Below are 20,841 nucleotides of genomic sequence, written 5' to 3'. Positions count from 1 at the left end.
CGATCCGTAGGGCCGGCTCGAGCCGAGCGTCAGGCGCACGGAGCACCAGCGACTTAAAAAAATAAAAGCGCCCGAGGTATTGCATGACTCAGTTGAATTCAACTTCGACCTGCGCGGTCGATCAACGCCTGCCCCTGCTGCAGATGATTCTGGTGAGCGTCCAACATGTACTGCTGATGTATGGCGGTGCCGTCGCTGTGCCCTTGATCATCGGCGAGGCCGTGGGCCTGTCCCGCGAAGAGGTGGCCTTTCTGATCACCGCCGACCTGCTGGTGGCCGGTATCGCCACCCTGGTGCAATCGCTGGGCATCGGCCCCATGGGCATTCGCATGCCGGTGATGATGGGGGCCAGTTTTGCCGCCGTCGGCAGCATGGTGGCCATGGCCGGCGCGCCGGGGATCGGCCTGCCGGGAATCTTCGGTGCCACCATCGCCGCAGGCTTCTTCGGCATGCTGATCGCCCCCTTTATGTCGCGCATCGTGCATTTCTTCCCGCCCCTGGTAACCGGCACCGTGATCACCGCCATCGGCCTGTCGCTGTTCCCGGTGGCGCTCAACTGGGCCGGCGGCGGCAGTGCGGCAAGCCAGTTCGGGGCCCTGCAATACCTGGCTATCGCCGCCCTGGTGCTGTTGACCATCTTGCTAATCAATCGCTTTATGCGGGGTTTCTGGGTCAATGTCTCGGTGCTGATCGGTATGCTGGTCGGCTACTTAGTGGCTGGCGGCCTGGGCATGGTCGACCTCAGCGGCCTGCAGCAGAGCGCCTGGTTTGCCGTGGTCAAACCCATGCATTTCGGCATGCCCGAGTTTCACCTAGCACCGATCCTTTCCATGTGCCTGGTGGTGGTGATCATCTTCGTCGAGTCCACCGGCATGTTCCTCGCCCTAGGCAAGATCACGGGGAAAGAGGTCACGCCCGGCATGCTGCGCCGTGGCCTGTTGTGTGATGCCGGCGCGTCGTTCTTCGCGGGCATCTTCAACACCTTCACCCACTCCTCCTTTGCCCAGAATATTGGCCTGGTGCAGATGACCGGGGTACGCAGCCGCTATGTCACGGCGGCGGCCGGGATGATCCTGGTCGGCCTCAGCCTGCTGCCCAAGGCCGCCTACCTGGTCGCCTCGATTCCGCCCGCGGTGCTCGGCGGTGCCGGCATCGCCATGTTCGGCATGGTCGCAGCCACCGGGATCAAGATCCTTCAGGAGGCCGATATCGCCGACCGCCGCAACCAGTTGCTGGTCGCGGTCAGTATCGGCATGGGCCTGGCCCCGGTGGTGCGTCCGGAATTCTTCGCGCAACTGCCGCACTGGCTGGAACCCATTACCCACAGCGGCATCGCCATGGCCACCCTCAGCGCCGTGTCGCTGAATCTGCTGTTCAATATCCTCGGGGGTGCAGAACGTGCCGCCCTGAGCAGCTCGCCCAGCCATCACTGACAGCCCAGCTCAGCGTAGCGCCCCGCCATTCTCCCGGCGGGGCCACGGGCTCTATCCCCTCCTGAACGGCCGCGCGCCGCCTGCGCCTTGACCCAGCCGGTAGCCGGCGAGTGGTTATCAGACTAGCGGTCAAATTATTGTGCACAATTCACAAATAAATTGTTTTTAAGGCTGTAAACAAATTGCTATAGTCGGATCATTCTGACCGGTTAGACAGATTTCTTTCCAGTCAGACAGAGGCGCCGTGAAGCCTCGTGCAAGCCCATGACCGTATAAAAACAACTGGCAGGCTATGAGATGACCACGACCCGCACCACTACCACAGCTACGCCTGTGGCCAACAACGACCTGATCTACCAACTGGATGACTGTCCGGCCTTCGCACCGGCGATCTTCGCCGCGCTGCAGCATGTACTGGCCAGCTTCGTCGGCATCATCACCCCCACCCTGATCATCGGCAATGTGCTCGGCCTGGGTGCCTACGTGCCCTACCTGGTCAGCATGGCGCTGTTCGTCTCCGGCCTCGGCACCTTTATCCAGGCCAAGCGCATCGGTCCGATCGGCTCCGGCCTGCTGTGCCTGCAAGGCACCAGCTTCGGCTTTCTCAGCGTGATTCTCAGCGCCGGCTTTATCGTCAAGGGCCGAGGCGGCAGCGAGGAAGAAATCCTCTCGACCATCTTCGGCGTGTGCTTCTGCGCCGCCTTTGTCGAGATCGCCTTCAGCCAGTTCATCAACAAGCTGCGTCGGGTGATCACCCCCGTGGTCACTGGCACCATCATCTGCCTGATGGGCCTGTCGCTGATCAAGGTCGGCATGACCGATATCGCCGGCGGCTACGGCGCGCCTGACCTGGGTGCCCTGCACCACCTGGCCCTCGGTGGCCTGGTACTGGGCACCATCGTGCTGCTCAACCGCTTCAGCTCCCAGGTGGTGCGCCTGTCGGCGGTCATCATCGGCCTGGCCCTGGGCTTTACCGTGGCCTGGTTCACCGGCAAGGTGGACTTCGCCAATATGGCCCAGGTGCCGCTGGTTAGCGTGCCGGTGCCCTTCAAGTTCGGTTTCAACTTCGACTGGGTGGCCTTCGTGCCCATCGCCGTGATCTTCCTGATCACCCCGCTGGAAACCGCGGGCGACCTGACCGCCAACTCGATCATTTCCAAGCAGCCGGTCAAAGGTCCGCTGTATATGCGCCGGATCAAATCCGGGGTACTCGCCGACGGCTGCAACTCGGCCATGGCGGCACTGTTCAACAGCCTGCCGATGACCACCTTCAGCCAGAACAACGGGGTGATCCAACTCACCGGTGTGGCAAGCCGCCACGTGGCCTTCTATATCGCCGGCCTGCTGGTGCTGCTCGGCCTGTTCCCGGCGGTCGGCGCGGTGCTGCAACTGATGCCCAAGCCGGTACTCGGCGGAGCCACCCTGATCATGTTCGGCACCGTGGCCGTGGCGGGGATCAAGATCCTTACCGAGGCCGGCCTGCACCGCCGCAATGTGCTGATCGTGGCCATCTCCCTGGGCCTGGGCCTGGGCGTGGGCGCGGTTCCAGAAGTGCTGTCGCAGATGCCAGATGCGCTGAAGAACATCTTCGGCTCGCCCATCACCATCGGGGCCTTCAGCGCCATTTTGCTCAACCTGTTCCTGCCGGAAGAACAGCTGGAACAGGAAGAAGGCGAGTTCGACCCGGAAGCGCACCTGCATACCGTGCTGCAAAACCGCCCGGACGACGACGCCTACGACCCCAATCTCAAGCAGCTCGGCAACGAGTTCAAGGCGGACACCCGGCTGAGCTGAGCCGGCCGCCACGCTCAAGGTATTCCCCTGTCCAGCCCTGTGGTTCGCCACAGGGTCGATCAACCTTGTAAGTCCTAAAAATAAGGAAAATATAATGAAACTGAAGTACCTGCCTCACTGCATCGCCCTCTCCGCAGGCCTGCTTAGCGGCCAGCACGCCGTGGCCGACGGGGCCTTCCTCTGGCAAGACACCAGCCTGTCCTACCTGTACGGGAGCAACTTCCAGCGCCTGAACTTCAACGGCGAAGAACAGCGCTCGCAGAGCACCTTCACCCTGGAAAACGCCAGCGGCTGGACCTGGGGCGACACCTTCTTCTTCCTCGACTACATCGATGCCGACAACGCCCAGGCCCGTGGCAGCAACTTCGGCAACCTGGATATCGACGAAAAGAGCAGTTTCTACTACATGGAGTTCTCGCCGCGCGTCAGCCTCAGCTGGCTGACCGGCCAGGACCTCTCCGCCGGGCCACTGAAGGATGTGTATGCGGCCTTTACCTATGAAAAAGGCAACGGCGGCCCAGGTACCGAGAACTACCTGTACGGCATCGGCACGGCCTGGAACGCGCCAGGCTTCGCCTACCTGAACGCCAACCTGTATGCGGTGAAAGTCAATAACCACATCTTCTTCGACCATGACTTCAAGGCATCGGACAAGGGCAACGGCCACACCTACCAACTGACCGTGAACGGTGCCTATCCGTTTGCCATTGGCGAGCAGGACTTCGTGATCGACGGCTATATCGACTGGCGCGCGCCGTCCAAGGACGCCGGTACCCAGACCTCGGTAGGCTCCTCGATCCAGATCAAGTGGGATGCCGGCAAGTCGCTGTTCGGCGAAGAGCGCAAACTATACGTCGGCACCGAGCTGAACATGTGGCACAACAAGTACGGCATCAAACCCATCGACGGCTCGACCAGTGGCTTCGACCAGACGGCCGTGCAGGCGCTGGTGAAGTACCACTTCTAAGCGAACTCGACCGCTGCCGGGTAGGCGGCAGCGGGACAGTAGAGGGCAAGCATGCCTGGCATGCTTGCCCTTTTTTATGCCTCACGCTCGGCCGACCTGGCCTTGGTCGCCCGCACTATATGCGCCGGCGAGTCGAACAGCACTTCGCCCTGCGCCGTCACATAGGGGGCGAGTACCGACTGCGCCTCGCCCAGCACCCTGGCGATCACCGCCTCATCCAGATGCACGCCCATCACCGGCAGCCAGCCGCGCAGATCGGCCTCGACCATAACGCGAATGCTGGGAAAGCGGGCGGTGCCGGTGTGCGTCACGATATTCGGCGCGGCGATTCCGGCGTCGCGCAACAACGCCTCCAGTACCCGGGTGTCGCCGAGCACGAAGGGCGCGCGCAGCGCGTCTGCGGCGGGCTCGCCGGCGAGCCGCGCCAGCAGCGCGGCCTCCGCCGCATAGGCCGGGGTATGTTCGAGCCTGTCCCAGACCGCTAGTGCCAGGTGCCCGCCTGGCCGCAAGACGCGGAGCATCTCGCGCAAGGCTTGCTGGCGGTCACTGAAGAACATCAGGCCGAATTGGCTGATCACCGCATCGAAGGACTGGTCCGGATACGGCAGGGCTTCGGCCTGCCCCTCACGCCAGGCGATGCCCGGATCCAGCCCGACCGCCACCACGAGCATACCGGGGTTGGCATCCAGTCCGGCGACCACGCCGTCCGGGCCGACGCAAGCGGCCGCCGCCCGGGCCAGTACGCCGGTACCACAGGCGACATCCAGCACCCGTTCGCCCGGCTGGATAGCGGCGGCGGCGACCAGCCACGGTGCCCACTCCTGAAATAATGCCGGAACGAAGAGTGCCTGGTAGGTTGCGGCACCCTCGATCTGGGCTTGCAAGCTGGAATCGATCATTTCGGACCCTCCCCTGCACTGTCACGAGGGCCTGTCGAACCGTACCACTACAGACCCGCTGAACGGGGCATGGCCACCGACCGGCCAATGCCTGCAACTGGTCGGGGCGACCGATCACTGACGAGACCCCGTCAATGCAAGCATAGGTGAGCCCAGCGGGTCACTGCGGGTGAAGCGACCAGTTACTCGGAGATGGCCTTGGCCTTCTGCCGCTCGAGAAAGTCCACCTTCCACTGTTCCAGGCCCATGTACTCCGAGTCCAGGTTGGCCTCGACCCGGTACTTGTTCTTGAGTGCGGCGACTTCGCCCTGGCGCTCGCTCAGGAAACGATCGAAGCGCTTGAGCAGCGCGGAATGCTTGACCGTGGACAGGTGAAAGCTGCCCCGCGTGTGCGGCAGTTTGGCGTCGAACACCAGAGCCCCCGGCCGTGCACGAATGCTGTCCAGATAATGGGTGGCCACCACCACATTGAAGTAGGCCCCATCGGTGTCCTTGCGCAGGGCCTGGCGAATCATCTGGCGCAGATCGTCGCTGTAGGCCAGCTCGATCTGCCCGGCAGCGATGCGTTCCTGATAGCCCCAGGGCGTCCAGCCGTTGACCATGGCCAGACGCTTGATCTGCTCGATGGGCTGGCCCTGGCGCTGCGGCGCGACCAACATGCCATCGACATACTCGACAACGCCCTGGCTGTAGCTCAGGGTCTTGCCGGCCTTTTGCGCCTGCGCCCAGGTTTCACTATCGGGATATTTGAGGTCCACCTGGCCATCGAGCAGGGCCGGCAGCAGCTGCTCGACTGGCAGCACCTTGTAGCTCAGCTCCACCCCGCTCGTCTGCGCGAACAGGTCGAACAGCTCGCGGGCAAAGCCTTGGTACTGACCTTGCGCATCGATACTGTAGTGCGGCGCAAAGGCGAGTTTTTCTACACCGATTACATAGCTTTCGGCGCTGACCGCGGTGGAACAGACAAGCGCGAACAAACTGCAGACGTGCGAGGGCTTCACAGCAAACCTCCTGTTGATTGTGAGAATGGGACGAGTGGAACCGCCCAAGGCGGTGAGGCAGCGGCTCGGCGTTAACCGCCGGTCATGCTCATAAAGCGAATCACCTGCACCTGCTCATCGGTCTCGAAATGGTGGCGCTCCGGCTTGAGCTGCAGGGCATTGCACAGCGCCTCGCGCAGGCGCTGGCTGTCGCCGGGGTGGGCACGCATCAGACCTTTGAGGTCCAGGGCGTTTTCGTGCCCCAGGCAGAGCACCAGCTTGCCCTCGGCGGTGACCCGAACACGGTTGCAATCGCCACAGAAATTGTGACTGTGCGGCGAGATAAAGCCGACCTGGGTGTCGCTGCCGACCACCTGCCAATAGCGCGACGGGCCGCCAGTCTGCTTGCTGCTGCGCACCAGGGCATGGCGCTGTTCGATGCGGGCACGCACCTCGTCGCTGGAGCAGAAAGTCTGCTCGCGCTGATGGCTGGAGATCGCGCCCAGGGGCATCTCCTCGATAAAGCTGATATCCAGACCGCGGGCCATGGCGAACTCGACCAGGTCGAGCACTTCGTCGTCGTTGCGGCCCTTCTGCACCACCGTATTGAGTTTGATTCTGGCGAAACCGGCGGCCCGCGCCACCTCGATACCGGCCAGCACCTGCTCGAGCTTGTCGCGCCGGGTAAAGGCGGCGAAGCGTTCGCGCTGGAGCGAATCCAGGCTGATATTCAGGCGTCTGACGCCGGCGGCACGCAGTTCGCCGGCCATCTCGTAAAGCTGCGAGCCGTTGCTGGTAATGGCCAGGTCTTCGAGTTCCGGGCGCTGGCCCAGACGCTGCAGCAGGCTCAGCAGGTTCTTGCGCACCAGGGGTTCGCCACCGGTAATGCGGATACGTTTGACCCCCAGGCTGATAAAGGCATCGGCCAGCGCATACAGCTCTTCGAGGGTAAGGATCTGCTCACGTGGGGCGAAGACCATGTCCTCGCTCATGCAGTAGGTGCAGCGAAAATCGCAGCGGTCGGTAACCGACAGCCGTAGGTAGGTGATGCGTCGCCCGAAAGGGTCGACCAGCTGAGTATCGTGCACAGCATATCTCCTGAGAACCTATTCAAAGTCTGCTGCGCGTCGGCCCTGCTGCGTTGAAAACAGGCTCGAAATGCTCATGTACAAATGTACATTCCGCTTCCTCGCCTGCTTGACCAGCCGTAGGCTGTTACTAACGTAGCGCCTTGCATGGCTCTAGCTCGCGAGACTTTGAACAGGCTCTGGCGCTCAATGAGCCGAGACTTTTTGTTGTAAAAGCATTAGTTCAGATAAAAACAGAAAACCCAAACCTTGTATACAAATACTTGACCTACGGGTCAAGCAATCGCTGCAGGCCGCCGCCCGTCGGCTTGAGCCCCGCGCAAAGCCGGTGCTACCATGCCCGACCGCCACCCAGCGCCGGGTGGTACAAGGAAACACAGGGGCTTATGACCAGTATTCGCGAGCGCAACAAAGAGCTGATTCTGCGCGCAGCCAGTGAAGAGTTCGCCGACAAGGGTTTTGCCGCCAGCAAGACCAGCGACATCGCCGCCAAGGCCGGTGTGCCCAAGCCCAACGTCTATTACTACTTCAAGTCGAAAGAGAACCTCTACCGCGAAGTGCTGGAAAGCATTATCGAGCCTCTGCTGGAAGCCTCGGCCCCGTTCAACCAGCCCGGCCAGCCGGCCGAAGTGCTCAAGGCCTATATCCGCTCGAAGATCCGCATCTCGCGCGAACTGCCGTTCGCCTCCAAGGTGTTTGCCAGCGAAATCATGCATGGCGCGCCGCATCTTTCCAGCGAGCAGACCGAACAGCTCAACGCCCAGGCCAAACACAATATCTCCTGCATCCAGCGCTGGGTCGACCAGGGCCTGATGGCCAAGGTCGATGCGCACCACCTGCTGTTCAGCATCTGGGCCGCGACCCAGACCTACGCCGACTTCGACTGGCAGATCTCCACCGTCACCGGCAAGGCCAGCCTGGACGAGGCCGACTACGAGGCCGCCGCACAGACCATCATCCGTCTGGTGATCAAGGGTTGCGAGATCGACGAAAGCCAGCCCAGCCCCTCCGAGCAGGTCACCAGCGCGTAAGCCGGGTTGTGTGCCCTGCCCTTGGCGAGAAAGAGCCATAAAAAAACGGTGAATGCCTGCAAGCATTCACCGTTTTTTTATGGCCGGCGAAATCTCTGGGTGGCGCTTTAGCGGCGAGCTGTTAAGCGCAGTTATCGCAGCTAGAGCCCCTCCCCCACTTACCCGCCTGAATGAATCCAGGAGGTAGGGCCGCGCCCGCTCCCAGCGGGCCTGCGGCATTCAGCACATTCCTGTGGATCACGAAGCAGAATGCCAGAGCCGCAAGCCCCCTCTGGATCAGGCGACTATGCCTGCATCCGCTTGCAGCCCCACCGACTCCACGGCACTGACCGCACACTGCTCGTCGATATCAGAGGTATCGCCCGTGATGCCGATGGCCCCGATAACCTCGCCGCACTCATCGCGGATCAGCACGCCGCCCGGTGCCGGCACCAACTTGCCTTCCGCCAGGGCGTTCACCGCGCCGATAAACGCCGGACGCTGCTGCGCGTCGGCGGCAATCAGGCGCGAGCCCTTGCCCAGGGCCAACGCCCCCCAGGCCTTGCCGATAGCGATCTGCGGGCGCAGCAAGCTGGCCCCATCCTCGCGCTGCAGGCTGATCATATGGCCGCCGGCATCCAGCACCACCACGGTCAGAGGTGCAGCGGATATTTCCCGGCCCACCGCCAGGGCGCGGCTGCTGATACGGCTGGCGATATTCAGATTGAGCGTACTCATGCTGGTCTTCCTCAAGGTTGGTAAATCGTACGAAACGCCTGGCCGGCGAGCGCCCCGCAATGGGAGCGAGGGCCGGCACGGCCATCAAAAGGTCAACATCACTATCTCACTAGAAACAAAAAACTCAATAGACGGACACAATAGAAATGCTATTTGTATACAGTATTGACCTACGCATTCCGCACCAGCTCAGGCACCCCAGCTGAAACGGGCGTTTTAAAAGATTTTTATCCGAGGATGGCTCAGACGAGAAAAGCGGTTGACCAACAGGTCAGGCCATGAATAGAATCCAAGCCAGCTGTTTTGTATACAATCTGATAACAAACGAGGCACAAGACAATGGCCAAAATGAGAGCAATCGAGGCCGCCGTACTGGTGATGCGCCGCGAAGGCGTTGACACTGCGTTCGGCATTCCCGGCGCTGCCATCAACCCGCTGTACGCAGCACTGAAGAAAGTCGGCGGTATCGACCACGTCCTGGCTCGCCACGTCGAAGGTGCCTCGCACATGGCTGAGGGTTACACCCGCACCAACGCCGGCAATATCGGCGTGTGCATCGGCACCTCGGGTCCTGCCGGCACCGACATGGTCACCGGCCTGTACTCGGCATCCGCCGACTCCATCCCGATTCTGTGCATCACCGGCCAGGCGCCGCGTGCCCGTATGCACAAGGAAGACTTCCAGGCCGTCGATATCACCAGCATCGTCAAGCCGGTGACCAAGTGGGCGACCACCGTAATGGAGCCGGGCCAAGTGCCGCGCGCCTTCCAGAAAGCCTTCTTCGAAATGCGCAGCGGCCGCCCAGGCCCGGTGCTGATCGACCTGCCGTTCGACGTGCAGATGGCCGAAATCGAATTCGACATCGACGCCTACGAACCCCTGCCGCTGGCCAAGCCGGCCGCCAACCGGGTTCAGGCCGAGAAAGCCCTGGCCATGCTCAACGATGCCGAGCGTCCGTTGCTGGTCGCCGGTGGCGGTATCTTCAACGCCGACGCGGCGGACAAGCTGGTCGAGTTCGCCGAACTGACCGGCGTGCCGGTTATTCCCACCCTGATGGGCTGGGGCGCGATTCCCGACGACCACAAGCTGATGGTCGGCATGGTCGGCCTGCAGACCTCGCACCGTTACGGCAACGCCACCCTGCTGGCTTCCGACCTGGTGTTCGGTATCGGTAACCGCTGGGCCAACCGCCACACCGGTAGCGTCGAGGTGTACACCGAAGGTCGCAAGTTCATTCACGTCGACATCGAGCCGACGCAAATCGGCCGCGTGTTCAACCCGGACCTGGGCATCGTTTCCGACGCCGGTGCCGCGCTGGACGCCTTTATCGCCGTGGCCAAGGAATGGAAAGCCGCCGGCAAGCTGAAAGATCGCAACGCCTGGGTCGCCGACTGCCAGGAGCGCAAGCGCACCCTGCAGCGCAAGACCCACTTCGACAACGTGCCGGTCAAACCGCAGCGCGTATACGAAGAGATGAACGAGTTCTTCGGCAAGGACACCTGCTACGTCAGCACCATCGGTCTGTCGCAGATCGCCGGCGCGCAGTTCCTCCACGTCTACAAGCCGCGTCACTGGATCAACTGCGGCCAGGCCGGCCCGCTCGGCTGGACCATTCCGGCGGCACTGGGTGTGGTCAAGGCCGATCCGACCCGCAACGTCGTGGCGCTGTCTGGCGACTATGACTTCCAGTTCATGATCGAAGAACTGGCCGTGGGCGCACAGTTCCACCTGCCGTACATCCACGTGGTGGTGAACAACTCCTACCTGGGTCTGATCCGTCAGGCGCAGCGCGGTTTCGAGATGGACTACTGCGTGCAGCTGGCCTTCGAGAACATCAACGCGCCGGAGATCAACGGTTACGGCGTCGACCACGTGGCCGTGGCAGAAGGCCTGGGCTGCAAGGCCGTGCGCGTATTCGAGCCGAACGACATCCAGGCTGCCCTGGCCAAGGCCAAGGCGTTGATGGAAGAGCATCGCGTGCCGGTGGTGGTGGAAATCATCCTGGAGCGGGTCACCAACATCTCCATGGGTGTGGAGATCAACGCGGTCAACGAGTTCGAAGACCTCGCCGAGCGCGGTGCCGACGCCCCGACTGCCATTTCGCTGCTGGATTGATGCAACCGTAGGGTGGATGTCGCGAAGCACATCCACCAACTCCCCGGTGGAAAACGCTGCGCGGTTTTCACCGGGGTGGCCATCCACCTACGCAACCGAGGAATGTTTTATGCCCCGTTTTGCCGCCAACCTGTCCATGCTGTTCACTGAAGTGGACTTTCTGGACCGTATCGACGCTGCCGCCGCCGCTGGTTTCAGTGGTGTCGAATACCTGTTCCCTTACGACTTTCCGGCCGAGGCGATCAAAGCCCGCCTGGACACCAACCAGGTTGAGCAGGTGCTGTTCAACCTGCCAGCCGGTGACTGGGCCAAGGGCGAGCGCGGTATCGCCTGCCACCCCGACCGCGTTGAAGAGTTTCGCGCCGGCGTGGACCAGGCCATCGCCTACGCCAAGGTGCTGGGCAACAGCCAGATCAACTGCCTGGCCGGTATCCGTCCGCAAGGCTATGACTGCACGACCATCGAGGCGACCTTCGTCGACAACCTCAAGTTTGCCGCCGAAAAGCTGCAAGCCGCCGGCATCAAGCTGGTCATGGAAATGATCAACACCCGCGACATCCCCGGGTTCTACCTGAACACCACCGCGCAGGCCCTGGCCATTCGCGACAAGGTCGCCAGCCCCAACCTGTTCCTGCAATACGACATCTACCACATGCAAATCATGGAAGGTGACCTGGCGCGTACCGTCGAGGCCAATCTTGCCGTGATCAACCATGTGCAGTTGGCCGACAACCCGGGCCGTAACGAGCCTGGCACTGGCGAGATCAACTATCGCTTCCTCTTCGAGCACCTGGACCGCATCGGTTACCAGGGCTGGATCGGCTGTGAATACAAGCCAGCCACCACCACCGCTGCCGGCCTCGGCTGGATGAAAGCGAACAACGCAATCTGAGCCCCACTCTTTAGGAGAGCACTCTCATGGCAAAAATCGGATTTATCGGCACCGGCATCATGGGCAAGCCTATGGCGCAGAACCTGCAGAAGGCCGGCCACACCCTGTTCTTCTCCGAGCACTTCGACAAGGCCCCGGCCGACCTGCTGGGCGACAACGGCATCGGCCTGGCCAACCCGCGCGAAGTGGCGCAGGAAGCCGAGTTCATCATCATCATGGTGCCGGATACCCCCCAGGTTGAAGACGTACTGTTCCGCCAGGACGGCGTGGTCGAAGGCGTCGGTGCCGGCAAGGTGGTGATCGACATGAGTTCGATCTCCCCCACCGCCACCAAAGTTTTCGCCGAGAAGATCAAGGCCACCGGTGCCGCCTACCTGGACGCCCCGGTGTCCGGCGGTGAAGTCGGTGCCAAGGCCGCGACGCTGTCGATCATGGTCGGCGGCTGCCCGAATGCCTTCGAACGCGTCCTGCCGCTGTTCCAGGCCATGGGCAAGAACATCACCCGCGTCGGTGGTAACGGTGACGGCCAGACCGCCAAGGTCGCCAACCAGATCATCGTTGCCCTGAACATCCAGGCGGTGGCCGAAGCCCTGCTGTTCGCCGCCAAGAACGGTGCCGATCCGGCCAAGGTGCGTGAAGCACTGATGGGCGGTTTCGCCGGTTCGAAGATCCTTGAAGTGCACGGTGAGCGCATGATCAAGGGCACCTTCGACCCGGGCTTCCGCATCAGCCTGCACCAGAAGGACCTCAACCTGGCCCTGGCCGGCGCGCGCGAGCTGGGCCTCAACCTGCCCAACACCGCCAACGCCCAGCAGGTGTTCAGCACCTGTGCGGCCATCGGTGGCAGCAACTGGGACCACTCGGCGTTGATCAAAGGCCTGGAGCATATGGCCAACTTCAACATCCGCGGCGAGTAAGCAACAGGTTGCAGAACGGGGTCAGCCGTTCTGCAATACCCCTTTCGATCTGCCCGGCAGGCGGTGTCACGGCCTGCCTGCCGAGTGGGTCGATTCTAGTGCGCAGCGTCTTGACCCAGGCCGTTGCGCACTAGAATCGAAGTCAGTCATAAGAAGTTGCGCCAGTCATAACAAGAGAGATCGCCATGTCCAACGACCCGCAAAGCCTGCTGCGTGAACTGTTCGCCAGCGCCATCGACGCCGCCCACCCGCGCCAGGTGCTGGCCGATTACCTGCCGGAAGATCGCAGCGGCCGGGTCATCGTCATCGGTGCCGGCAAGGCCGCTGCGGCCATGGCCGAGGTGATCGAACAGGAATGGCAAGGCGAAGTCTCCGGCCTGGTGGTTACTCGCTATGAACACGGGGCCAACTGCAAGAAGATCGAGGTGGTGGAAGCCGCCCACCCGGTGCCGGATGACGCCGGCGAGCGCGTGGCGCGGCGCGTGCTGGAGCTGGTCAGTAACCTTGCCGAATCCGACCGGGTGATCTTCTTGCTGTCCGGTGGCGGTTCGTCCCTGCTGGCCCTGCCGGCCGACGGCATCGGCCTCAAGGACAAACAGGCGATCAACAAGGCCCTGCTCAAATCCGGCGCGACCATCGGCGAGATGAACTGCGTGCGCAAACACCTCTCGGCGATCAAGGGCGGCCGCCTGGCCAAGGCCAGCTGGCCGGCCAGCGTCTACACCTACGCGATTTCCGATGTACCGGGCGATGAAGCCACGGTGATCGCCTCCGGCCCGACCGTGGCCGACCCGACCACCTCCGCCGAGGCCCTGGCGATCCTGGCCCGTTATCAAATAGATATCCCGGCCAATGTACGCGCCTGGTTGCAGAGCCCGGCCTCGGAAACCGTCAAACCCGGTGACCCCTGCCTGGCCCGCAGCCACTTCCAGCTGATCGCCCGCCCCCAGCAGTCCCTCGATGCTGCCGCCGCCAAGGTGCGCGAAGCCGGTCTCGGCGTGCTGATCCTCGGCGACCTGGAGGGCGAATCGCGGGAAGTGGCCAAGGTGCATGCCGGCATCGCCAGGCAGGTGCGGCTGCATGGCCAGCCGATCGAGCCGCCCTGCGTGATTCTCTCCGGCGGCGAAACCACCGTGACCGTGCGCGGCAACGGTCGAGGCGGGCGCAACGCCGAGTTCCTCCTCAGCCTCACCGACAGCCTCAAGGGCCTGCCCGGGGTCTACGCCCTGGCTGGCGATACCGACGGCATCGACGGCTCGGAAGACAACGCCGGGGCCATCATGACCCCCGACAGCTATGCCCGCGCCCACGCTCTGGGCCTGAGCAGCAGCGATGAGCTGGATAACAACAACGGCTACGGCTACTTCGCCGCCCTCGATCAACTGATCGTCACCGGGCCGACGCGTACCAATGTCAACGATTTTCGCGCCATTCTGATTTTAGGGTCTGTTGACGTTTCGCTCGCGGCCGCGCCGGAGCCAGTTTTTGCGCGGGGCAAGGCATGAGGAGCGAAGTTTGGCCATTCCAAATGAACGACGAATAACGCAGTACCGCGCAAAAACTGACCCGGCCCTCCGGGTTGCGCGGCAAATGACGCCATGCGGCGTTGCGAGACTTGGCAAGGGAACAACCATTGCCTGCGTCCCGCGCCTTGCCTGGCGTCATTTGGCGCAGTAACGCGGCTCGCGCCGAAACGTCAACAGACCCTAGAGACCCCTGCCAAATGAACGCCGACAAGAAAGTAAAAATCCTCGCCACCCTCGGCCCAGCGATCAAAACCATCGACGACATCCGTCAGCTAGTGGAGGCCGGGGTCAACCTGTTCCGCCTCAACTTCAGCCACGGCGAACACGCCGATCACGCCCAGCGCTACGACTGGGTGCGTGAAGTAGAAAAGCAGCTGAACACCCCGATCGGCATCCTCATGGACCTGCAAGGGCCGAAGCTGCGCGTCGGCCGTTTTGCCGAGGGCAAGGTCAATCTGCAACGCGGCCAGACCCTGCGCCTGGATCTGGACAGCACACCGGGCGACGTCAACCGGGTCAACCTGCCCCACCCGGAAATCATCGAAGCACTACAGCCGGGCATGAGCCTGCTGCTCGACGATGGTCGCCTACGCCTGCAAGTCACCGCCAAGCACAGCGATGCGGTAATTACCGAAGTGATCGCCGGTGGCGAGCTGTCCGACCGCAAGGGCGTCAACGTGCCGGAAGCCGTGCTGCAACTGAGCCCACTGACCGAGAAAGACCGCCGCGACCTGAGCTTCGGCCTGGAGCTGGGTGTGGATTGGGTCGCTCTGTCGTTTGTGCAGCGCCCGGAAGACATCATCGAAGCCCGCGAGTTGATTGGTGACAAGGCCTTGCTGATGGCCAAGATCGAGAAGCCGTCTGCGGTCATTCACCTGGAAGAAATCGCCAAGCTGTGCGACGCGATCATGGTTGCCCGTGGCGACCTGGGTGTGGAAGTGCCGGCCGAGAACGTGCCGCGCATCCAGAAAGACATCATCCGCACCTGCCGCCAGCTCGGTAAGCCGGTGGTGGTGGCCACGCAGATGCTCGAGTCCATGCGTTTCTCCCCGGCACCAACCCGCGCCGAGGTCACCGACGTGGCCAACGCCGTGGCCGAAGGTGCCGATGCGGTGATGCTCTCGGCGGAAACCGCCTCCGGCGATTACCCGCTGGAAGCCGTGCAGATGATGAGCAAGATCATCCGTCAGGTGGAAAACGGCCCGGACTTCCAGGCCCAGCTCGACGTCAGCCGCCCGCAGGCCGAGGCCACCTCCTCCGACGCCATCAGCTGCGCGATCCGCCGTATCAGCTCGATTCTGCCGGTGGCGGCGCTGGTCAATTACACCGAGTCCGGCAACTCCAGCCTGCGCGCCTCCCGCGAGCGGCCGAAAGCGCCGATCCTCAGTCTGACGCCGAGCCTGAACACAGCGCGCCGCCTGAGCGTGGCCTGGGGCGTGTACTCAATGGTCAACGAGCGCCTGCATAAGGTTGAGGAAGTCACCCGCACCGCCCTGGAAACCGCCCGCTCGGCTGGGCTGGCAAAAACCGGCGATACCGTGGTGATTACTGCAGGTGAGCCGTTTGGCCAACCGGGCAGCACCAACAGCCTGCGTATCGAAATTCTGCACTGATCACATTCTGCGGCGGGCCGCCAGTCTCGCCGCAGAACAGCGCTCCCACGCTGGCTTTGCCAGTTTGCAGGCACCCACTGTTCGCGCAGTCGGTGCCTCTTTTTATGGCCTGCCATCCATGGCGGCCACCCTTCGGGCCGTCGCTATGCGACGTTAAAAATGGCTCCCGGCCATTTTTTATGGTCTGCCATCTGTGGCAGCCACCCTTTGGGCCGTCGCGGTGCAACGTTAAAAATGGCTCCCGGCCATTTTTTATGGCCTGCCATCTGTGGCAGCCACCCTTCGGGCCGTCGCGGTGCAACGTTAAAAATGGCTCCCGGCCATTTTTTATGGCCTGCCATCTGTGGCGGGCACTCTTCGGGCCGTCGCTATGCGACGTGAATAATTTTTTATTCAGGTTCGTCTATATGTCGCCATTACCGCTTCCCGCCCACGCAGTGCAAGGCTTTCGCGCACTGCTCAACGGCTTTAGCCAGATCTTTCTGCAGGCCCATCCCGGCTGCGGCTTGCTGGTGCTCCTGGCGATTGCCATCGGCGCGCCGCAGTTGCTCGGCGGTGCCCTGCTCGGTTGCCTCAGCAGCACGCTGACGGCGCAGCGGCGCGGTTATGCCAAGGCCGATATCGCATTGGGCCTGTATGGCTACAACGGCATTCTGCTGGGCATGCTGATCAGCCTGCAGTTCGCCTGGTCGGTGCTGCTGCCATTGCTGATCATGGTCAGCGCCGGGCTTTCCAGCATGTGGCTCGCCCCCTGGATGCGGCTTATGCGCGAGCGTCAGTGGCTGCCCGCCTTCACCTTCCCCTTCGTTGCCTTGAGCTGGCTGTTGCTGTGGCTGGCCCCTTCGCTGCAACTGGAACTGCAACAGGCAACCCCGGGCCAGGCGCAGCAGCTGGACTGGCTGGCTAGCCTGCTCGCCATGGCACGGGGTTTGGGCCAGGTGATCTTTCTCGAACAGCCATTGGCCGGCGTCTGCCTGCTGCTCGGCCTGCTCCTAGCCGATCGCCGCGCTGCCTGCTGGGCCCTGCTGGGCTCCACTGGCGGGCTGGTTTTGGCGCTGCACCAGGGCTTGCCACAACAGGGCGCGCTGACCGGCCTGTATGGCTACAACGCCGCCCTGGCGGCCATCGCCCTCAGTCAGGTGCATCGCCGGCCCTGGCTACCGGCCCTCGGTATCACTCTGGCCCTGCTGCTACAACCTGGCTTCAGCGCCCTGGGCCTGCCCGCCCTGACCATGCCCTTTATCCTTACCTGCTGGCTAATCCAGGCCGGCCGCAAATGCTGGCAGCAGAAGGTGGCGGTCAGCGCGCCAGGGGACAAATACTGAACTGAACCGTGCTCAGCGCTCTAGCAACTGTCTGGCCTGCTCCGCCATCTGCCGGATCAGGGCGCTGGCAGCAGGGTGTTTGCCATCACTGCAGCGACTGACGGCATACAGCGTCACCATGGTGCATGGGTGCAATTCGCGCACTTGCACAGCCTCGGAGGTATGGACAAGCGCGGTGAAGGGATCCACCACCGCCAGGCCGAGCCCAGCCTCCACCAACGAGCGCGCCACCTGATAGGTCTGCACGTAGGTGGTAATCACCGGTGCATCCTCCATTTCATCCAGCTGACTGCTCAGCAGACTGCCCAGGCCGTCGCGAGTGTCCAGGGCAATCAGCGGCTGGCCCGCCAGCTCCTGCAGGACCATGGGTTTGCCGGACAGCACCTCGCTCCACTGACCGCGGCCCGCGATCACCCGCATGCAGCCCTGAGCCAGGGTCTCGCTACGCAGCGCTGGATGCTTGGGCTCCTGCAGACTGAAGCCGATATCCGCCTCATGCAGCAACAGGCTCTCGACCAGTTCCCGAGTGTGATGGGTCGCCAGCGCACAGGGCGTCTTCGGGTAGCGTCGCCGCCACTGTGCGATGCTCGCCGGCAGCAGGCTCTGCGCCAGGGTCGGTGTGGTGACAATGCGCAAGGGGCGGTCACTATGACTGCGCAGATTGCCGGCCAGACGGCGAACCTCGCGCAGGTCGTCGAATACCTTGCCGGTGGCCTCCTCCAGCAGGCGCGCCTCCGCCGTGGGGTGCAACTGTCCGCGAACTCGGGTGAACAGGCTGAAGCCGAGCTGCGCCTCGGCATGGTGTAGCGCCTTGGTCGCTGCAGGCTGGGTGATATTCAGCAGCTTGGCAGCACCGGTGACCGAGCCGGTCTGTAGGATTGCCTGGAAGATTTCGATATGACGCAGCCGCACGAAGATTTCCTATCACGGGGTAGAAGATTCGAAGACGTAACTATGGCGCTACGGGCCACAGCATAGCGCCTTGCCCCATAACCTGAGGTAATGGCGACGCTGCATCTGTTCATTCGATCTCCGCTGCCAAGGGCGGCAAGCTGGCCCCATTGAGCAGTCATGGAGGCACGAATGAGGAAGCACGTCGCGATAGTCGGGGGTGGGGTCGTCGGTCTGGCTACCGCCTATGCGCTGATCCGCGAGGGTCATGAGGTCAGCCTGTGCGAAAGCCACGCACAGGTCGCTCAGGAAACCAGCCATGCCAACGGCGGTCAACTCAGCTATCGCTATGTTTCCCCCCTGGCCGACGCCGGGGTGCCGTTCAAAGCCCTCGCCTGGATGCTGCAGGGCGACGCCGCGCCACTAAAATTCCGCCTGCGCCTGGAGCCGCGGCAATGGCGCTGGTGCCTGAGCTTTCTCGCCGCCTGCCGCAGTTCGGTCAACCAGCGCAATGCCGACCACCTGCTGCGCCTGGCCCTGCACAGCCAGCAGACCCTGGCGCAATGGCGGGCACAGGACGGCCTCGACGGCTTCGCCTGGCGCAGCAATGGCAAGCTGGTGGTCTACCGCAATGCCAACGGCCTGCGTCAGGCCGCAAGCAGAATGAGCGAAGCGGCTGGGCAGCAGCTGCTCGATGCGGCCCAATGCCTGGCACTGGAGCCGGCCCTGGCAGGCATCGCCGGGCAACTGGCTGGCGGCATCTACAGCGCCGACGACGAAGTTGCCGATTGCCTGCGCTTCTGCCAGGTCCTCGAGCACCGCCTGCAAGCCAGTGGCCGCTATCGCCGCCTCAGCGGCCGGCCAGCAACCGGCTTCGAGCATAGCGCTGGGAACATTCGCGCGTTACGCCTGGGTGAAGAATCCGTCGCTGCCGATGCCTTCGTCCTTGCCGCGGGCAATCACAGCGCCCGCCTGGCCCGTACCCTGGGCCTGCACCTGCCCATCTACCCACTCAAGGGCTACAGCTTGACCCTGCCGCTGGCGGCGGATGCCATCGCGCCGGAGGTCAGCGTTACCGACTTTGAGCACAAGGTGGTCTACGCCCGCCTCGGTCACCAGCTACGGGTCGCCGCCATGGTCGATATCGGGGCACGCGACGCTCACCCCAACGCACGACGTCTCAGCGCCCTGCGCCGCCTGGGCGAGCGCACCTTTCCTGGTGCCGGCAATTACCAGCAGGCCGAGGCCTGGGCCGGCCTGCGCCCTTGCACCCCACAGGGTACGCCACTACTCGGTGCCACCGCGTTTACCAACCTCTGGCTCAACAGCGGCCACGGAAGCCTGGGCTTCACCCTGGCCTGTGCCAGTGGCCAGGTTCTTTCATCCCTGATTTCCGGGCAAAAAAGCCCGATCTCGCTGGAAGGCCTGAGTCTTCCCAACTGCAACTCTCGCTAATCGACAGGAGCTTCCCATGCATATCGAGCGTATCGCCAGCACCCCGCGCCTCAGTGGTGCCGTACTCCACGGCGATCTCATCTACCTGTCCGGCCAGGTTCCGGACGACCGTCAGGGTGATTGCGCCAGCCAGACCGAACAGGTCCTGGCAAAGATCGACAGCCTTCTGCAACAGGCCGGTAGCCATCGCGCCAACCTGTTAAGTGTCCAGATCTGGCTGAAAGACATCGAAAGGGATTTCACCGCCATGAATGCAGCCTGGGGGCGCTGGCTGCCGGCTGGCAGCGCCCCGGCCCGCGCCACGACCCAGGCCGACCTCGCCTCAGCCGACGTGCTGGTGGAGATGATGGTGATCGCCGCCCGCCCTCAATGAAAGGAACCGCCATGCGCAAACCCCTGATCGGAATCACCCTGGATATCGAACCGCAAGGCGGTGGCTACTCCAGCGACCCCTGGTACGCCCTGCGCGTCAATTACGCCGAGGCGGTGAGCGCCGCCGGCGGCCTGCCGATCGCCCTGCCACATGACCTGTCGGCGGTGCAGGACTACCTGGAGCGAATCGATGCCCTGCTCGTCAGCGGCGGCATGTTCGACATCCCGCCAGAGCTCTACAGCCAGAGCACGCAGCACCAGAGTGTGAGCACCAAAGCGACACGCACCGCCTTCGAGATGGCCCTGCTGCGCGGTGCTCTGGATCGGGACATGCCGGTGCTGGGTATCTGCGGCGGAATGCAACTGTTGGTGGTCGCCTCTGGCGGCAGCCTCTACCAGGACCTCGGCAGCGACATGCCCGGAGCCCTCGAACACATGCAGACGACGGCTCACGACCACCCCTGGCACCCGGTAGATATCGCCCCAGACAGCCAGTTGCAGCGTCTGCTCGGCTGCAGCCGCCTGCGAGTCAACTCGGTACACCACCAGGGAGCCCGGCAACTGCCGGACAACCTGCTGCCGACAGCACGCTCCGAGGACGGCCTGATCGAGGCCGTGGAACGCCGCGATCGGCGCTTCGCCCTGGGGCTGCAATGGCACCCCGAATACCGTATCAATCAGGAAGAAAGCCGCCTGTTTCAGGCCTTCGTGGGGGCCGCCCGTTCATAACAAGAATCGACAGGTCGTCGAGAACCCGCCAGCGCAACGCCTCCGGCCGCGCCCTGCAGTTCCCTGCACCTGCCCAGCCGTAAGCTGAATCGTTCTG

At 63.1% G+C, this 20,841-nt stretch carries 18 protein-coding genes; 13 read left to right on the top strand and 5 right to left on the bottom strand.

What is annotated here, in order from left to right; translation table 11 throughout:
* The first annotated feature begins 83 nt into the window (after positions 1 to 83).
* From AACY13_RS07180 to AACY13_RS07170, 3 genes are all read left to right on the top strand, one after another.
* The gene (locus AACY13_RS07180) at positions 84 to 1,433 is read left to right on the top strand and encodes a nucleobase:cation symporter-2 family protein (protein WP_339460377.1); all 1,350 of its coding nucleotides are present in this window, start codon (positions 84 to 86) and stop codon (positions 1,431 to 1,433) included.
* Positions 1,434 to 1,730: 297 nt separating this feature from the next.
* On the top strand, positions 1,731 to 3,227 hold the full coding sequence (locus AACY13_RS07175; protein WP_339460376.1) for a nucleobase:cation symporter-2 family protein: 1,497 nt from the start codon (positions 1,731 to 1,733) through the stop codon (positions 3,225 to 3,227).
* A gap of 94 nt (positions 3,228 to 3,321) precedes the next feature.
* Positions 3,322 to 4,194 (top strand): outer membrane protein OmpK, encoded by an 873-nt coding sequence (locus AACY13_RS07170; protein WP_339460374.1) that lies wholly within the window; start codon positions 3,322 to 3,324, stop codon positions 4,192 to 4,194.
* A gap of 74 nt (positions 4,195 to 4,268) precedes the next feature.
* On the opposite strand, the gene AACY13_RS07165 is transcribed toward AACY13_RS07170, so the two are convergent.
* The 3 genes from AACY13_RS07165 to moaA form a co-directional block, all read right to left on the bottom strand.
* A complete protein-coding gene (locus tag AACY13_RS07165; RefSeq protein ID WP_339460372.1) occupies positions 4,269 to 5,093 on the bottom strand; it encodes a methyltransferase domain-containing protein in 825 nt (274 codons plus the stop codon).
* Positions 5,094 to 5,275: 182 nt separating this feature from the next.
* On the bottom strand, positions 5,276 to 6,094 hold the full coding sequence (locus AACY13_RS07160) for a transporter substrate-binding domain-containing protein (RefSeq protein ID WP_339460370.1): 819 nt from the start codon (positions 6,092 to 6,094) through the stop codon (positions 5,276 to 5,278).
* 71 nt (positions 6,095 to 6,165) lie between these two features.
* Positions 6,166 to 7,161 (bottom strand): GTP 3',8-cyclase MoaA, encoded by a 996-nt coding sequence (gene moaA / locus AACY13_RS07155; protein WP_339460369.1) that lies wholly within the window; start codon positions 7,159 to 7,161, stop codon positions 6,166 to 6,168.
* 386 nt (positions 7,162 to 7,547) lie between these two features.
* On the opposite strand from moaA, the gene AACY13_RS07150 reads away from it, so the two are divergent.
* Positions 7,548 to 8,192 (top strand): TetR/AcrR family transcriptional regulator, encoded by a 645-nt coding sequence (locus AACY13_RS07150; RefSeq protein ID WP_339460368.1) that lies wholly within the window; start codon positions 7,548 to 7,550, stop codon positions 8,190 to 8,192.
* Between the two features lie 276 nt (positions 8,193 to 8,468).
* On the opposite strand, the gene AACY13_RS07145 is transcribed toward AACY13_RS07150, so the two are convergent.
* The gene (locus AACY13_RS07145) at positions 8,469 to 8,909 is read right to left on the bottom strand and encodes a GlcG/HbpS family heme-binding protein (RefSeq protein WP_339460366.1); all 441 of its coding nucleotides are present in this window, start codon (positions 8,907 to 8,909) and stop codon (positions 8,469 to 8,471) included.
* 339 nt (positions 8,910 to 9,248) lie between these two features.
* Between AACY13_RS07145 and gcl the strand changes: the two genes are divergently transcribed.
* From gcl to AACY13_RS07115, 6 genes are all read left to right on the top strand, one after another.
* Complete coding sequence (gene gcl, locus AACY13_RS07140) at positions 9,249 to 11,024, top strand: glyoxylate carboligase (RefSeq protein ID WP_339460365.1); 1,776 nt, start codon at positions 9,249 to 9,251, stop codon at positions 11,022 to 11,024.
* 109 nt (positions 11,025 to 11,133) lie between these two features.
* On the top strand, positions 11,134 to 11,916 hold the full coding sequence (gene hyi / locus AACY13_RS07135; RefSeq protein ID WP_339460363.1) for a hydroxypyruvate isomerase: 783 nt from the start codon (positions 11,134 to 11,136) through the stop codon (positions 11,914 to 11,916).
* A 26-nt stretch (positions 11,917 to 11,942) separates the two neighbouring features.
* Complete coding sequence (locus AACY13_RS07130; RefSeq protein WP_339460361.1) at positions 11,943 to 12,833, top strand: 2-hydroxy-3-oxopropionate reductase; 891 nt, start codon at positions 11,943 to 11,945, stop codon at positions 12,831 to 12,833.
* Positions 12,834 to 13,018: 185 nt separating this feature from the next.
* Entirely contained in the window at positions 13,019 to 14,338 is a 1,320-nt protein-coding gene (locus AACY13_RS07125; RefSeq protein ID WP_339460360.1) for a glycerate kinase type-2 family protein, read from the top strand.
* Between the two features lie 218 nt (positions 14,339 to 14,556).
* Entirely contained in the window at positions 14,557 to 15,972 is a 1,416-nt protein-coding gene (pyk, locus tag AACY13_RS07120) for a pyruvate kinase (protein ID WP_339460358.1), read from the top strand.
* Between the two features lie 407 nt (positions 15,973 to 16,379).
* A complete protein-coding gene (locus AACY13_RS07115) occupies positions 16,380 to 17,297 on the top strand; it encodes an urea transporter (protein ID WP_339460357.1) in 918 nt (305 codons plus the stop codon).
* A gap of 12 nt (positions 17,298 to 17,309) precedes the next feature.
* Here AACY13_RS07115 and AACY13_RS07110 read toward each other — a convergent pair whose 3' ends face one another.
* Positions 17,310 to 18,209 carry a LysR family transcriptional regulator gene (locus tag AACY13_RS07110; protein ID WP_339460356.1) on the bottom strand — a complete coding sequence of 300 codons (900 nt, stop codon included), beginning with the start codon at positions 18,207 to 18,209 and terminating at the stop codon, positions 17,310 to 17,312.
* Positions 18,210 to 18,380: 171 nt separating this feature from the next.
* Here AACY13_RS07110 and AACY13_RS07105 point away from each other — a divergent pair, with 171 nt between their 5' ends.
* The 3 genes from AACY13_RS07105 to AACY13_RS07095 are packed head-to-tail and all read left to right on the top strand — an operon-like array spanning position 18,381 to position 20,744.
* Positions 18,381 to 19,643: a D-amino acid dehydrogenase gene (locus AACY13_RS07105; protein WP_339460355.1), complete on the top strand. Its 1,263-nt coding sequence runs from the start codon at positions 18,381 to 18,383 to the stop codon at positions 19,641 to 19,643.
* 16 nt (positions 19,644 to 19,659) lie between these two features.
* Positions 19,660 to 20,016, top strand: coding sequence for a RidA family protein (locus AACY13_RS07100; protein WP_339460354.1), 357 nt, complete (start codon positions 19,660 to 19,662; stop codon positions 20,014 to 20,016).
* A gap of 11 nt (positions 20,017 to 20,027) precedes the next feature.
* Complete coding sequence (locus AACY13_RS07095) at positions 20,028 to 20,744, top strand: gamma-glutamyl-gamma-aminobutyrate hydrolase family protein (RefSeq protein WP_339460353.1); 717 nt, start codon at positions 20,028 to 20,030, stop codon at positions 20,742 to 20,744.
* Positions 20,745 to 20,841: the final 97 nt, after the last annotated feature.

The organism is Pseudomonas sp. EA_105y_Pfl2_R69, assembly GCF_963970915.1.
Classification (GTDB): Bacteria; Pseudomonadota; Gammaproteobacteria; order Pseudomonadales; family Pseudomonadaceae; genus Aquipseudomonas.
Note: the sequence above shows the minus strand (reverse complement) of the source record. Positions and strands in the feature narration are given on the sequence as shown.